Source organism: Dokdonella fugitiva (genome assembly GCF_004342425.1).
Classification (GTDB): domain Bacteria; phylum Pseudomonadota; class Gammaproteobacteria; order Xanthomonadales; family Rhodanobacteraceae; genus Dokdonella_A; species Dokdonella_A fugitiva.
In genome coordinates, this window is record NZ_SLWQ01000002.1 from 286,889 (window position 1) to 300,864 (window position 13,976).

Below are 13,976 nucleotides of genomic sequence, written 5' to 3' on the forward strand. Positions count from 1 at the left end.
CGCACCGCACAAGAAAGCGCCCCCGCGCGCGGTGGACGATGCTGCGCATCGCGCTCGCATCGGTCGCCCTCTGTGCCGCCAGCGGCGCGGGCGCGATCGGCGTGCGGGTGGAACCCGCCACGTCCGGCGGCACGCTGCATCCGCGGATCGGCATCATCGGCAAGGCACCCACCAACTGCAAGCCGTCGGTCGATCACGTCACGATCGACGGGCAGGACATCGGCATCGTCCTGCACAGCCCGAAGGTCGGCTGCTGGACCGGCAGCGGCAGCGGCTACGTACTCCACGTCGATCCGGCCGAGGTGGGCGCGACGATGACGCCGGGCACCGTCTACCGGGTCAGCGTGTTCTCGGATGCGGGTGACGCGCCCGGCCTTGTCACGTTCCGCCTGCTCGACGCGACCCTCGACCCGCCAGCCACGCCGGATGCTCCGCAGCCGGAGAACGGCTTCTGGTGGTCGCAGGACTCGGCGGAGACAGGACCCGCGTCGCGCAGCACGGGCATGAGCCTCGAGGCGCAGGGCGGCCAGCTCGCGGTCGGCCTGTTCGGCTTCGGCGACGCCGGCAACCCGACCTGGTACTTCGGCAGTGCGCGGCGGCAAGGCCGCACCGCGGTGGTGCCCCTGCTGGAGTTGCGCAACGGCGACCCGCTGTTCTCGCCGACCGGCAGCCGGCCGAGCGCGGTCGACGGACTGCGCCTCGAACTCGAGTTCCTCTCGCCGGCGCGCGCGCGCGCCTGGCTCGTGCGCAGCGACGATCGCCGCGACATCGCGGTGCGCGCATTCACCTTCGCCCGCTCGAACTTCTCGAACATCGACGCGCGCGTCGACTGGGACGGCCGCTGGGTGCTGGTCGGCGATGATGCGGGCGCGCTGCGCGAGTTCGAGTTCGCCACCCCGACGCGGCAGGACGCGGATACCCTGCGCTTCTTCGATGCGAGCGGAGCCACCCTCGAATGCCGCGCGAGCGGCTCGGGCGTGCCTCGCGCGTGCACGTTGTCCGGCGGCGCGTCGCCGATCGCGGAGTTCGACCAGGTCGGCCTGGATCGGCTCGACGGGCGCGGCACGAACGGCGAGCGCGTGCGCCTCATGCGTGTTTCACGCCCCTGAAGTCCCGCCCGCCGCGCCCGGCGCGGCCGTCCCCGTCGTCGCGTCGCGCGCCTGCATCTGGTCGAGGAAATCGACCGCGCGCCGCAGGTGCGGGATCACGATCGATCCGCCGACGACCAGACCCACGCTGAACACTTCGAAGAATTCGTCTTCGTCGACGCCAGCCTCGAGGCATTGCGCGACGTGGTAGCTGATGCAGTCGTCGCAGCGCAGCACCAGCGAGGCGACGAGGCCGAGCATTTCCTTCGTCTTCACGTCGAGCGCGCCGGCCTTGTACGTCTGCGTGTCGAGCGCGAAGAAGCGCCGGATGACCTGGTTGTCCTGGCCGAGGATGCGCTCGTTCATGCGCTGGCGGAACAGGGTGAAATCGCGGATGCGGTCGCTCATGCGCCGGTCTCCGTCAGTTCGCGAAGGCGGCCGGAACGTTCCGCCGCGACGAGGTCGTCGAAGCCGCCGACGTGTTCGCCGTTGACGAATATCTGCGGCACGGTGCGCCGCCCCGCGCTGCGCGCGAGCATCTCCTCGCGCCGTGCCGGCTCGGTGTCCACGCGCACCTCCTCGTAGGGCAGCCCGCGCTGCTTCAGGAACTGCTTGGCCGCCACGCAATAGGGGCAGATCGCCGTGGTGTAGATCTCGACTCGGTTCATGCCGCGCACGTCCATGGAAACGGCGCAAGAGTGGGGCGCGGCGCGGCCGCTTGCAAGAGCGCCCCCTGTCCACGCCATGAACGTCGCCTGAGCGCCGGCGGTACCGGCCGCGCGCCCGGCGCGGCGAAGGTGGCGACGGGAACACGCGCGCGCTAATGTGGTCGGAGCAGAACGATTTCCCGCGGCCTCCGCCATGCGTCTCGTCCCCGCCCTTTCCGCCCTCGCCGCCGCCAGCCTCAGCGTGCTCGCCGGTGCGCGCGAACCTGACGTGAAGCTGCCCGACATCGGCAGCTCCGCGGCGAGCCTCGCCACGCCGCAGGAACTGCGCGAGTACGGCGCCGGCATGCTGCAGGAGATGCGCGCGTACGACCTCGTCGTCGACGATCCGCTGCTGGCCGACTACATCAACGCGCTCGGCTACCGCCTCGTCGCATCGAGCGATCATCCCGACCCGAACTTCACGTTCTTCATCGTGCGCGACGACCAGATCAACGCATTCGCCGCGCCGGGTGGTTACGTCGCGACGAACGCGGGCCTGATCACCGCGATGGACACCGAGGACGAGCTCGCCGGCGTGCTCGCGCACGAGATCTCGCACGTCGAGCAGCAACACATCCTGCGCGCGTTCGAGGACCAGAAGAAGATGTCGATCCCGATCATGCTCGGCATGCTCGGAGTCATGATCGCCAGCGCGCATCGCACCGACGACGCCGCGGCGGCGGCGATGATGACGGGCACGTCGCTGATCCAGCAGAGGCAGATCAACTTCACGCGCGGCGACGAGGCGGAAGCCGACCGGGTCGGCATCCAGACGCTCGCGCGCGCGGGCTTCGATCCGATGGCGATGGCCGGCGCTTTCCAGGCCTTGCAGAAGGTCATGCGCGTCAACGGCATCGACATTCCCGAATTCCTGCTCGACCATCCGCTCGACACCCGCCGCATCGCCGACGCGAAGGCGCGCGCGGAGCAGCTCGGCTGCCCGAAGACCGCGCACCTGCGCAGCGCGCCGGCATCCGACGCGGGCGGCGGCCTCGACCTCACGCTCCCGCCGCGCCGCCCCGACGCGGACGGCGGCGCCGTGGACGAGGCGAGCGCGCTCGCCGCGAGCGCGGCGACGAGCGTCACGGTCGCCGGGCGCGGCGAAGGCAACGCGCTGCCGCGCGTGACCGTCTCGACCTGCGCGCCGCGCGGCAAGGGCGCGCAGGCCTATTTCGAACTCATGCGCGAACGCGTGCGCGTGCAGATCGCCAAGTCGCCGACCGCGATCCGCTCGTACTACGCGAACAACCTGCGCGACGATCCCGCGTTCGACAGCGTGGCCAACCGCTACGGCTATGCGCTCGCGTTGATCGCCAGCCGCGACGCGGCGGCGGCGATCGAGCAACTGCGACCGCTCATCGCGCGCCAGGGCGATTCGCCGGTGCTGCGGCTCGCGCTCGCCGACGCGCAGGACCAGGCCGGGCGCCGCGACGACGCCCTGGCGACGTTCGCTCAGCTGCATCGCGACTTCCCCGGCAACCGCGCGATCACGCTCGCCTACAGCGACGCCCTCGTCGCGCACGCGGACGCGAAGAGCGCGCGGCTCGCGCTCGACCTGCTACGCCCGCTCGTCGAGCGCAACGCGGGCGATCCGGGGCTGCAGCGCTCGTTCGCGCGCGCGAACGAACTCGCCGGCGACAAGGTGCGCGCGAGCGAGGCCTATGCGGAAGCCGCGTGGCTCAGCGGCCATGCCGAGGACGCATTGAACCAGCTCAAGGCGCTGTCGAAGCAGGCCGACCTCAGCTACTACCAGCGCAGCCGCATCGATGCGCGCATCGCCGAGCTGACGCCCGCCGTGCTCGCCCTGCGCAAGCGGTCGTCGCCGAGCGAGCCCGGCTCGCTGACCGCGACGAGCCTGTCGTGCTGCCGCGTGCGCGCAGGTTCCATCAACAATCCGTAATGTCCGCTGCCGCGCAGGGCGCCGCACCAGCCGACCCGTCGGCCTGCTCCATCCCACTGATGTAGAATGCTTTTCGGCACCCGCACGCGCGGCGGCGGCTGGTTCCGCAGGGTACTGCGGCCGTGCATCACGGCGCGATGTCATTCGCCTGTAACACGACGACGTTGCAATGCTCGCGTCATGAAGCGCCCCGGACTGCGCCACGCGGTGGAATCGTGCAGAAACACATCCTGATCGTCGAAGACGAAACCGCGATCCGCGAGATGGTCGCGTTCGCGCTGCGCAAGGCCGGCATGGAAGCGATGCATGCGCCGGATGCGCGTGCCGCGCAAGCCGCGATCGGCGAGCGCGTACCCGATCTCATCCTGCTCGACTGGATGCTGCCCGGCATGAGCGGCATCGAGCTCGCACGCCGCCTGCGCAAGGACGAACTCACGCGCGAAGTGCCGATCATCATGCTCACCGCGCGCGGCGAGGAATCGGACCGCGTCGGCGGCCTCGACGCCGGCGTCGACGACTACGTCGTCAAGCCGTTCTCGACGCGCGAGCTGCTCGCGCGCATCCGCGCGGTGATGCGCCGCACGCACGGCGAGGACGGCGAGGGCATGGTCGAACTCGGTGGCCTGCGCATCGACGGTGCAGCGCATCGCGTGTTCTGCGGCGACCAGCCCGTGCACATGGGCCCGACCGAGTACCGCCTGCTGCATTTCTTCATGACGCATGCCGAGCGCGTGTACACGCGCAGCCAACTGCTCGACCATGTCTGGGGCGGCGGCGTCTACGTCGAGGAGCGCACCGTCGACGTGCACATCCTGCGCCTGCGCAAGACGCTCGAGCCGTTCGGCAAGCACGAACTCGTGCAGACCGTGCGCGGCGCGGGCTACCGCTTCTCCACCAGCGTCTGAGCGCGGGTGTCCGTGCAACCGTCGACGCCCCGCCTGCCCTCGCCGCCCGCGGATCCGGCCGTGATGCGCCGCCTCCGGCGCGCCTGGCGCGCCGGCGCATGGCGACTCGCGGCATTGTTCGCGATCGCGCTGGCGATTGGCCTCGCGTCACATGCGCCGATCGCATGCCTGCTCGCCGCGAGCGCGCTTGCACTCGGCTACAACCTGCTGCGGCTCGCGCGCTTCGCCCGCGTGCTCGCCACGCAGCGCCTCGTGCCGGCGGCGAACGGCAGCGGTGTCTGGGGCGTGATCGCCGACACGATACGCGAGCGGCAGCGGCTCGCGCTCGCCGGCAAACGGCGCATGTTGCGACGGCTGCACGATTTCCGCGACGCGGCCGCGGCGCTGCCGGATGCCGTGGTCGCGCTCGACCGCGAGCAACGCATCGAATGGTTCAATGCCGCCGCGGCGAACCTGCTCGGCCTCGAATACCCGCGCGACCTCGGCGCGCACCTGCACGACCTCGTCCGCGCGCCACGCTTCGCCGAATGGCTGCATGGCGAGGCCGGCGACCCGTTGGCCGACCTGCCCTCGCCGGTCGACGCGGAGCGCCACCTGAGCCTGCGCCTGATCCGCCGCGCCGAGGATCGCTCGCTGCTCGTCGTACGCGACGTCAGCCAGCTGCTGCGCCTCGAGCAGGTGCGCCGCGACTTCGTCGCCAACGTTTCGCACGAGCTGCGCACGCCGCTCACCGTCGTGCATGGCTACCTCGACATGATCGAGCCGGAACAGGTGCCCGAGTACGAATCGATCCTGCACGAGCTGCGCAACCAGTCGCGCCGCATGACGCAGATCGTCGAGGACCTGCTCACGCTGTCGCGCCTCGAGGCGCGCGACGACCTGCCGCGCGAGCGCATCAACATGCGCCCGCTGTTGCTGGCACTGAGTCGCGAAGCGGCCGCGCTGAGCCAGGGCCAGCACACCGTCCTCGTGGAAATGGACGACGGCCGCGACCTGCTCGGCTCGACCAAGGAACTGCACAGCGCGTTCTCCAACCTCGTCACCAACGCGGTGCGGTACACGCCGGCAGGTGGCCAGGTCACGCTGCGCTGGCAGCGCGAGGCCGATGGTGGCGCGCGCCTCGCGGTGGCCGACACCGGCCACGGCATCCCGGCGCAGCACCTGCCGCGCCTGACCGAACGCTTCTACCGCGTATCCACGAGCCGCTCGCGCGAGACCGGAGGCACCGGCCTCGGACTGTCGATCGTCAAGCACGTGCTGCAATTGCACCAGGCGCGCCTCGAGATCCAAAGCGCCCCCGGCGCCGGCAGCACGTTTTCCTGCGTATTCGGCCACGAGCGCCTGCTCGAGCCCCTGGCGCTGGCGGGCGCGCCATGAACGCGCCGGGGAAGCGCGCCGACGGCGCGTCCTGATACGCTCGCGCCGCGAGGCCTCCATGAACCGCGAAGTCGCGATGAACCTGAAAGACCCGAGTCTCTACCTCAACCGCGAGCTCGCCCAGCTGGAATTCAACTTCCGCGTGCTCGCGCAGGCGGAGGACCCGCGCGTGCCGCTGCTCGAGCGCATGCGCTACCTGTGCATCTCCTGCACCAACCTTGACGAGTTCTTCGAGGTACGCGTCGCCGTGCTGCGCGAGCAGGTCAACATGAGCGACTCGCGCCCGGGGCCCGACGCGATGCCGCCCTCGGAAGTACTCGCCCGCATCCGCGAGCGCGCGCTGACCCTGGTGAAGGCGCAATACGATTTCTGGAACGCCACGCTGCAGCCCGCGCTCGAGGCCGAAGGCATCCGCTTCTCCAAGCGCGACCGCTGGACGGTCAAGCAGCGGCGCTGGCTGCAAGGCTATTTCCGCAACGAGATCCTGCCGGTGCTGTCGCCGCTCGGGCTCGATCCGGCGCATCCGTTCCCGCGCATCCTCAACAAGAGCCTCAACCTCGCCGTCGTGCTCAAGGGTCGGGACGCGTTCGGGCGCGAGGGTCACATGGCGCTGGTGCGCGCGCCGCGCTCGCTGCCGCGCCTGATCCGCATGCCGGCCGAAGTGGCGCAGGCGCCATACGACTTCGTGTTCCTCGCCGGCGTGCTGCACGAGTTCATGGACGAACTGTTCCCCGGCATGCAGGTGAAGGGGTCCTACCAGTTCCGCGTCACGCGCAACAGCGAACTCGTCGTCGACGAGGAGGAAGTGCAGAACATCGCGCTCGCACTGCGCGACGAACTCAAGGGGCGCGGCTTCGCGCGCCCGGTGCGCCTCGAGGTCGCCGACAACTGCCCGAAGGCGATCGCCGACATGCTCATGCAGAACTTCGAGCTCACGGAATCGGAAGTGTTCCGCTGCGAGGGCCCGGTCAACGTGAGCCGCGTCAATGCGGTATACGAGCAGATCGATCGCCCCGACCTCAAGTTCCCCGCGTTCGTGCCGCGCGTGCTGCCCGTGGTGGTCGAGGAAGGCAACCTGTTCGATGCGATCCGCGAGCGCGACATCCTGCTGCACCATCCGTTCGAGTCGTTCGGCGCGGTGATCGAGCTCGTGCGCCAGGCGAGCCTCGACCCCGACGTGCTCGCGATCAAGCAGACGCTGTACCGGGTCGGCAACAACTCGCCGCTGGTCGACCACCTGATCGAGGCGGCGAGGCAAGGCAAGGACGTCACCGTCGTCGTCGAGCTGCGCGCCCGCTTCGACGAGGAAGCGAACCTGCGCCTGGCCAACCGCCTGCAGGAGGCGGGCGTGCAGGTCGTTTACGGCGTGGTCGGCTACAAGACGCATGCGAAGATGCTGCTGATCGTGCGGCGCGAACATGGCACGCTGCGTCGCTATGCGCACCTGTCCACCGGCAACTACCACCAGATCACCTCGCGCCTCTACACCGATTTCGGCCTGATGACGGCGCATCCGGACATCGGCGAGGATGCGCACCTGCTGTTCCTGCAGCTCTCGGGCCTCGGCCCGGTGATCAAGCTCAAGTGCCTGCTGCACTCGCCGTTCACCCTGCACAAGGGGCTGATGGAGAAGATCGAGCGCGAGATTTCCCACGCGCAGGCGGGCAAACGCGCACGCATCATCGCCAAGATGAACGCGCTCAACGAAGAACACGTGGTGGAGGTGCTCTACCGCGCTTCGCAGGCGGGCGTGCAGATCGACCTCATCGTGCGCGGCTCCTGCGCGCTGCGCCCGGGCATCCCGGGCGTGTCGGAGAACATCCGCGTGCGGTCGATCGTCGGCCGCTTCCTCGAGCACAGCCGCGTCTACTGGTTCCAGAACGACGACTCGCCGGAGATCTACTGCTCAAGCGCCGACTGGATGGAGCGCAACCTGCTGCGACGGATCGAGACCTGTTTCCCGATCCGCGACCCGCAACTGGCGCGTCGGGTATACGACGAATCGCTCGCCAACTACCTTGCCGACAACACCCAGGCCTGGCAGCTCGAGCCCGACGGCAGCTACCGGCGCATCGTCGCGGGCGACGCGCCGGAGCACTCGGCGCAGCAGGCCCTGCTGCGACAGCTGGCGCAGTGAGGCGCGCGCGGGCCGCTGCCGCGGCTGCCGCGGCCATGCGACAATCCCGGCGTATCCCCCTGCGAGCGGAAACCCGTGAAGGACGCGCCTGCCACCCAGCTGCGTGACGGCGAACTGCTCGCGGCGGTCGACATCGGTTCCAACAGCTTCCACCTCGTCGTCGCGCGCTACGAGCACGGCAGCCTGCGCATCATCGACCGCCTGCGCGACAGCGTGCGCATGGCGATGGGCCTGCGCCCGAATGGCAGCCTCGAGCCCGCATATCGCGAGCGTGCGCTCGCCTGCCTCGCGCGCTTCGGCCAGCGCCTGCGCGCGCTGCCGCACGAGCGCGTGCGCGCGGTCGCCACCAACACGGTGCGCCAGCTCGCCAATCCGCAGGCGTTCCTGCTGCCCGCGGAGACCGCACTGGGCCATCCGATCGAGATCGTCAGTGGCCGCGAGGAAGCGCGCCTGATCTACCTCGGGGTCGCGCACGACCTAGCCCGTTCGAGCCAGCGCCGGCTCGTCGTCGACGTCGGCGGCGGCAGCACCGAATTCATCATCGGCCAGGGCTTCGAGGCGCTCGAGACCGAGAGCATCCAGGTCGGCTGCGTCGCCAGCACGCTGCGCTTCTTCGGCGACGGCAAGGTCACCGCCAAGCGCTGGCGCCAGGCGCAGACCGAGATTTCGGTCGAACTGCAGCAGTTCGCCGAAGGCTACCGCGCGCGCGGCTGGGGCGAAGCCATCGGCTCCTCGGGTACGGCGAAGGCGATCGGCAGCATCGTGCAGGCGAACGGCTGGAGCGACCAGGGCATCACCGCATCGTCGCTCGCGCTGCTGCGCGAGGCGATCCTCGACGCCGGCAGCGTCGACGATCTGCGCCTGGCCGGCCTCGCCGAGGATCGCGCGCCGATCATCGCGGGCGGCGTCGCCGTGCTCGAGGCGATCTTCACGACGTTCGCGCTCGAGCAGATGGGCGTGTGCGAGACGGCGATGCGCGAGGGCCTGCTCTACGACATGGTGGGCCGTGCAATGCACGGCGATCCGCGCGCGGGCAGCATCGCCGCGCTCGCGTCGCGCTATGCGGTCGACCGGGCGCAGGCCGCGCGCGTGCATCATGCCGCACTGGAACTGTTCGACCAGATCGCCGACGACTGGCAGCTCGGCAGCATCGAGCGCGACCTGCTCGGCTGGGCCGCGGACATCCACGAGATCGGCCTCGCGATCGCGCACAGCCTGCACCACGTCCACGGCGCCTACATCGTCGCGCATTCGGACCTTGCCGGCTTCAGCCGGCAGGGCCAGCAGGCGCTCGCGGCGATGATCCGCTCGCACCGGCGCAAGCCCGACCGCGCGACGATGGACGCCCTGCCCGAGCGCCTGCGCCAGCCGGTGCGGCGCCTGACCGCGCTGCTGCGCCTCGCCGCGCTGCTCGAGCGCGCCCGCACGACCGAGCCGCTGCCGTCGCTGCGCCTCGCCGCCGAGGACCGCCTGCTGCGCCTGGAGCTGCCGAGCCGCTGGCTCGAGCAGCATCCGCTCACGCGCGCGGACCTCGACCAGGAGCGCGACCACATCAAGCTGCTCGACCTCAAGCTGCAGGTACGCCCGCTCGAACCAGCCGCGGCCTGAGCGCCAGCCTCGCCGGCGGCTGACGTGCCGGGCACGAGCCCCTATCATTGCGGTTTCCCGCTTCCGTACCTCACCGGAGATCCCGATGATCCGTCGACTGCTGCTTGCCCTCATGCTCATGCTGCCCGCGATCGCACTCGCCCAGGCGAATCCGGACAAGCCCGCCGCGACACCGAAAGCCGCGACCAAGCCCGCCAGTGCCAAACCCGCGCCGAAGGCGCCGGCCAAGCCTGCCGCGAAGGTGCAGGCGGCGACCGCGACCGATGCGCAAGGCCCGGCCAAGGTGCAGATCAAGACGAGCCTCGGCGACATCACGGTCGAGCTCTACGCGGACAAGGCGCCGAAGTCGGTCGAGAATTTCCTCGGCTACGTGAAGAGCGGCTTCTACGACGGCACGATCTTCCATCGCGTGATCGCCGACTTCATGATCCAGGGCGGCGGCTTCACCGCGGACCTGCGCCAGAAGAAGACGCGCGCGCCGGTGGTGAACGAGTCGAAGAACGGCCTCAGCAACCTGCGTGGCACCATCGCGATGGCGCGCACGGCCGACCCGAATTCGGCGACGGCGCAGTTCTTCATCAATACCGTCGACAACCCGCGCCTCGACTATGCCGGCGACGCGAATCCCGGCTACTGCGTGTTCGGCAAGGTCGTCGCGGGCATGGACGTCGTCGACAAGATCCGCGCGGTCCCGACCGGCGCGCAGGGTCCGTTCCGCAGTGACGTACCGACCACGGCGGTCGTGATCGAGAAGGTCGCCGTCCTGCCTTGACCTCGGCGTTGCCTGTTCTGCAGCGTCGCGCGGCGTGTGCGATCCCCACCACGCGCCGCCCGCGCGCTCGAGACGACACCACGGCACGCTGCGCGAAGAAGGGCCGATGATGGAAAGTGACACGTGCCGGTGGCGCGTGGGGAATCGCGAAACTCTTACGGGGGAACCGTGACGACCCTGTTCATCTCGGACCTGCACCTCGATGCGAGCCGACCGCACATCACGCAGCTGTTCGTCACCTTCGTGCGCGAAGAGGCGTCGCAGGCGAGTGCGCTATACATCCTGGGCGACCTGTTCGAAGCTTGGATCGGCGACGACGCGCATGATGAAACGGCCGAGCAGGTCGCTACTGCACTAGCCGGCCTGCACGCATACGGCGTGCCGACCTTCTTTATCCACGGCAATCGCGACTTCCTGCTCGGCGACGCCTATGCGCGCCGGGCACGCATGACCTTGCTGCCTGACGGCAGCGTCATCGAGATCGGGGGCGAACGCGTGCTGCTCATGCACGGCGACACGCTGTGCACCGACGACGTGCCGTACCAGGCTTTTCGCGTGCAATCGCACACCCCCGAATGGCAGCGTGCGTTCCTCGCGCGACCGCTCGAGGAGCGCCGCGCCTTCGCGGCGCAGGCACGCGCGGAGAGCCAGCGCTACACGCGCTCGGTGGGCGACGCGATCACCGACGTCAACGCGGACGCGGTCGCAGCGACCTTGCGCGCGCACGGTGTGCGCCGCCTCGTCCACGGCCATACGCACCGACCGGCGCAGCATCGACTCGACCTTGACGGCACGCCCGCCGAGCGCATCGTGCTCGGCGACTGGTACGAACAGGGCAGCGTAGTGCGATTCGCGTCCGCGTGCGAAGCTGCACTCGAAACGTTGCCTCGTGCGCCGCGTGGCAGGTAAACGTCAGTCGATGTCGAACGACTGCAGCGTGACGGGCAGGAAGCCGTTGCTCTGCAGCGTGAACGTGCCGCACGCCCCCGGGATATCGAAATCGGCCCCGGTAACGATCAGGTAGTACGCACCCGGAGGCATGTCGGCGTGGAGCATCGGGGTCGTGCCGTCCCCAGTCGTGGTGCAAGGCGCATTGGCTTTGCAGCCGCTCGCCTCGGGCACGAGATACGCCGCGAGTGTATAGCCCGCGCCACCGACGAACACGATCTGGTTGAAGGTACCGGCATTGATGATGTTGACGTGTACGACTTAGGCCTGGCCGGGCGCAGTGAAGTTCTGGCAGGTCCCTACGATCCCGGTTTCATGGCCGCAGGTGGTGCCGGTTAGCGCTGGATTGCCGGATGAGTCCATTGCCCATATGGCGGGCGCAGCGCAAGTCTGCGCCGATGCGACCGAGGCCGACGCAGCGGCGATGATGGCTCCCATGCTGACGCTGACGGCAGCGGATACCCGCATGTCGATGGCTGCTTGCGGTGAGCGTACGCGAACGACGGTTCAATCGATGTTGAACGACTGCAATGTCACCGGCAGGAAGCCGTTGCTCGCCGCTGTGAACGTGCCACATGAACCGGGGGCATCGAAATCGGCACCGGTGATGATCAGGTAATACGCGCCCGGCGGGATGTCGACATGCAACATGTGCGTCGTGCCGTCGCCCGTCGTCGTGCACGCGGCATTCGCATTGCAGCCGCTCGCTTCGGGCACGAGGTAGGCCGCGAGGGTGTAGCCCGGGCCACCGGTGAACGCGATATCCGTGAACGTCGCGGGCGCAATGACGTTGATGCGAACGACGTACGCCGCACCCGGTGCCGTGAACGTCTGGCATGTACCGACGATGCCGGTTTCATGGCCACAGGTCGTGCCCGCGAGGGCGGGACTGCCGGTGGCGTCCATGGCCCATATCGCTGGCGAAGCGCACGTCTGCGCGAGCGCGAGGGACGAGAAGCCGAAACCGGCGACAATTGCACCAAGCGCGAGGACACGAGCGATGGACATGCAGCCTCCCAGTGGTGAAGCCCGCCGGCTGTCCACCGGCGGGATGCAAAATACATTATATCACTTCGCGACGACCTTCTGTGCTCCGCTCAACGGCGCCTTCTCGCCAGTGCCCTTGACCGTGCCGATCTGGTACCAGTAGGTTCGGCCAGGCACCGCGCTGTTGTCCCGGTACTGGTACGTGCCGAACGCGTTGCCTTCATCGTCCGCGGCGCGGATGAGTTCCTTGTTCACGCGCACGAACGGACCGGATTCGGAATCGGAGCGGTAGATGATGTACGCGTAGACAGTGCCTTCGTTCGCGACCGACCATTTCAGCAGCGGACCGTCACCAGCGGGCGGCGGGCTGTCATTCCTGTGGACTTGCTGCTTGATGGCCTGCTTGAGGTCGATGCCTGCGGGGGCTCCGGTCGAAGGTGATGCGGTAGTGATACTGGCAGCCTGCCCTGACTTCTCCAGGTCCTTCTCGAAATCGTGGACGACATAATCGGGTGGTAGGAGCATGCCTACGACCTCGATCGGCAGGGTTCGGTGGAACTCCGGCAGCTCGACGAGGAGCGTTCCTTGCAGGCGTCCCCGCTGCTGGTCGTTCGCGACCTGGATGCGGAGCATCCTGCACCCGGGACTGGCGACAACGCACGCCGTCACATCCACTCGGCCTTTGATCCCGTCGAGTTTCGCCGTTGCGACCTTGAAGTCCTTACCCGATTCGCTCGTGAGGCGCAGCAGGAATTCGTTGTTGGCGTTCGTGCGCATGAGGCCGAAGGAGAACGGATTCCCGCTCGGTGCGACATCGCCGATGACATTGACATCCACCGAGATCCAGGCCTGCGGCTGCTGCGGGACGTTGGTCCTTAGCTTGATCTTCTCGTGCTGGAGGCCCCACGGGGCGTCCTTGCGCAGCGTCGCGTAGACGGTACGCCCGTCATCTCCGACGCGCGCATCGACGTAGGCGGGCTTCTCGGTGATCGACAGTATGCGGAAATCGGCGACCTCGCGACTGCTTAGCGAAATCGACTTGGTCGGCATCGGTCCCGAGAGTTTCACTGCTTCGAAATCGATCTTCGGCGCAACCTGGTCGAGCACGGTCGAGACGAAAGCATGGACGCTCGCGCCTCGAACGGCGAGCTGTCCCGGTTCGCTCGTCGCGAAACGAAACGATCGCTTGACGAACCCGACACTGTCGCGCAGATCGACCGTGGCCTTGATGTAGCTCGTTCCATGGGCCGGCACTACGGCGCCTTTTTCCACCATGTCCCAAGGCAGGGCGGCCTCGCCCTTGCTGATCGTGATTGGCTTGTCGCCATCGTTCTTGAACTCGATATCACATGAAGCGACGTCGAATTGCTGGTGCTCGCCTATGCGGCACGGCGAAATGGTCAGATGCGTTTGTGGACCCGTGGCAGTCGCGGCGAGAAGCGACAACATCAATGCAGTTGCTGAAAACATCATCGTTGTGGACACCATCCAAATAAAAAACCCACCTGCGTCGCCGCAGGTGGGTCGAGTCGAATCACGAAGGCGCT

The 13,976-nt window shown here is 68.4% G+C and carries 13 protein-coding genes; 8 read left to right on the top strand and 5 right to left on the bottom strand.

Going from position 1 to position 13,976, the window contains the following annotated elements; genetic code table 11:
- Positions 1 to 38 precede the first annotated feature (38 nt).
- Complete coding sequence (locus EV148_RS05520) at positions 39 to 1,109, top strand: hypothetical protein (protein ID WP_131994728.1); 1,071 nt, start codon at positions 39 to 41, stop codon at positions 1,107 to 1,109.
- Here the strand turns inward: EV148_RS05520 and EV148_RS05525 are convergent.
- Positions 1,098 to 1,496 (bottom strand): carboxymuconolactone decarboxylase family protein, encoded by a 399-nt coding sequence (locus tag EV148_RS05525; protein ID WP_131994731.1) that lies wholly within the window; start codon positions 1,494 to 1,496, stop codon positions 1,098 to 1,100. The genes EV148_RS05520 and EV148_RS05525 overlap by 12 nt on opposite strands.
- Entirely contained in the window at positions 1,493 to 1,756 is a 264-nt protein-coding gene (grxC, locus tag EV148_RS05530; protein WP_131995497.1) for a glutaredoxin 3, read from the bottom strand. The genes EV148_RS05525 and grxC overlap by 4 nt, the downstream gene beginning before the upstream one ends.
- Before the next feature lie 193 nt (positions 1,757 to 1,949).
- Between grxC and EV148_RS05535 the strand changes: the two genes are divergently transcribed.
- The 7 genes from EV148_RS05535 (at position 1,950) to EV148_RS05565 (ending at position 11,403) form a co-directional block, all read left to right on the top strand.
- A complete protein-coding gene (locus tag EV148_RS05535) occupies positions 1,950 to 3,695 on the top strand; it encodes a beta-barrel assembly-enhancing protease (RefSeq protein WP_131994734.1) in 1,746 nt (581 codons plus the stop codon).
- Positions 3,696 to 3,910: 215 nt separating this feature from the next.
- The gene (phoB, locus tag EV148_RS05540; RefSeq protein ID WP_131994737.1) at positions 3,911 to 4,600 is read left to right on the top strand and encodes a phosphate regulon transcriptional regulator PhoB; all 690 of its coding nucleotides are present in this window, start codon (positions 3,911 to 3,913) and stop codon (positions 4,598 to 4,600) included.
- A gap of 60 nt (positions 4,601 to 4,660) precedes the next feature.
- Entirely contained in the window at positions 4,661 to 5,977 is a 1,317-nt protein-coding gene (gene phoR / locus EV148_RS05545; protein WP_425479841.1) for a phosphate regulon sensor histidine kinase PhoR, read from the top strand.
- 58 nt (positions 5,978 to 6,035) lie between these two features.
- Positions 6,036 to 8,114, top strand: a complete 2,079-nt coding sequence (gene ppk1 / locus EV148_RS05550) for a polyphosphate kinase 1 (protein WP_131994740.1) — start codon at positions 6,036 to 6,038, stop codon at positions 8,112 to 8,114.
- A 75-nt stretch (positions 8,115 to 8,189) separates the two neighbouring features.
- Positions 8,190 to 9,722: an exopolyphosphatase gene (ppx, locus tag EV148_RS05555; protein ID WP_131994743.1), complete on the top strand. Its 1,533-nt coding sequence runs from the start codon at positions 8,190 to 8,192 to the stop codon at positions 9,720 to 9,722.
- 85 nt (positions 9,723 to 9,807) lie between these two features.
- The gene (locus EV148_RS05560) at positions 9,808 to 10,494 is read left to right on the top strand and encodes a peptidylprolyl isomerase (protein ID WP_131994746.1); all 687 of its coding nucleotides are present in this window, start codon (positions 9,808 to 9,810) and stop codon (positions 10,492 to 10,494) included.
- A 168-nt stretch (positions 10,495 to 10,662) separates the two neighbouring features.
- Positions 10,663 to 11,403 carry a UDP-2,3-diacylglucosamine diphosphatase gene (locus EV148_RS05565; RefSeq protein ID WP_131994749.1) on the top strand — a complete coding sequence of 247 codons (741 nt, stop codon included), beginning with the start codon at positions 10,663 to 10,665 and terminating at the stop codon, positions 11,401 to 11,403.
- A 3-nt stretch (positions 11,404 to 11,406) separates the two neighbouring features.
- Here the strand turns inward: EV148_RS05565 and EV148_RS18400 are convergent, their stop codons facing one another.
- From EV148_RS18400 to EV148_RS05575, 3 genes are all read right to left on the bottom strand, one after another.
- Positions 11,407 to 11,550: a hypothetical protein gene (locus tag EV148_RS18400; RefSeq protein ID WP_158287338.1), complete on the bottom strand. Its 144-nt coding sequence runs from the start codon at positions 11,548 to 11,550 to the stop codon at positions 11,407 to 11,409.
- Between the two features lie 399 nt (positions 11,551 to 11,949).
- Positions 11,950 to 12,348 carry a hypothetical protein gene (locus tag EV148_RS05570; protein WP_131994752.1) on the bottom strand — a complete coding sequence of 133 codons (399 nt, stop codon included), beginning with the start codon at positions 12,346 to 12,348 and terminating at the stop codon, positions 11,950 to 11,952.
- A 162-nt stretch (positions 12,349 to 12,510) separates the two neighbouring features.
- Positions 12,511 to 13,878 (bottom strand): hypothetical protein, encoded by a 1,368-nt coding sequence (locus tag EV148_RS05575; RefSeq protein ID WP_131994755.1) that lies wholly within the window; start codon positions 13,876 to 13,878, stop codon positions 12,511 to 12,513.
- Positions 13,879 to 13,976 lie beyond the last annotated feature (98 nt).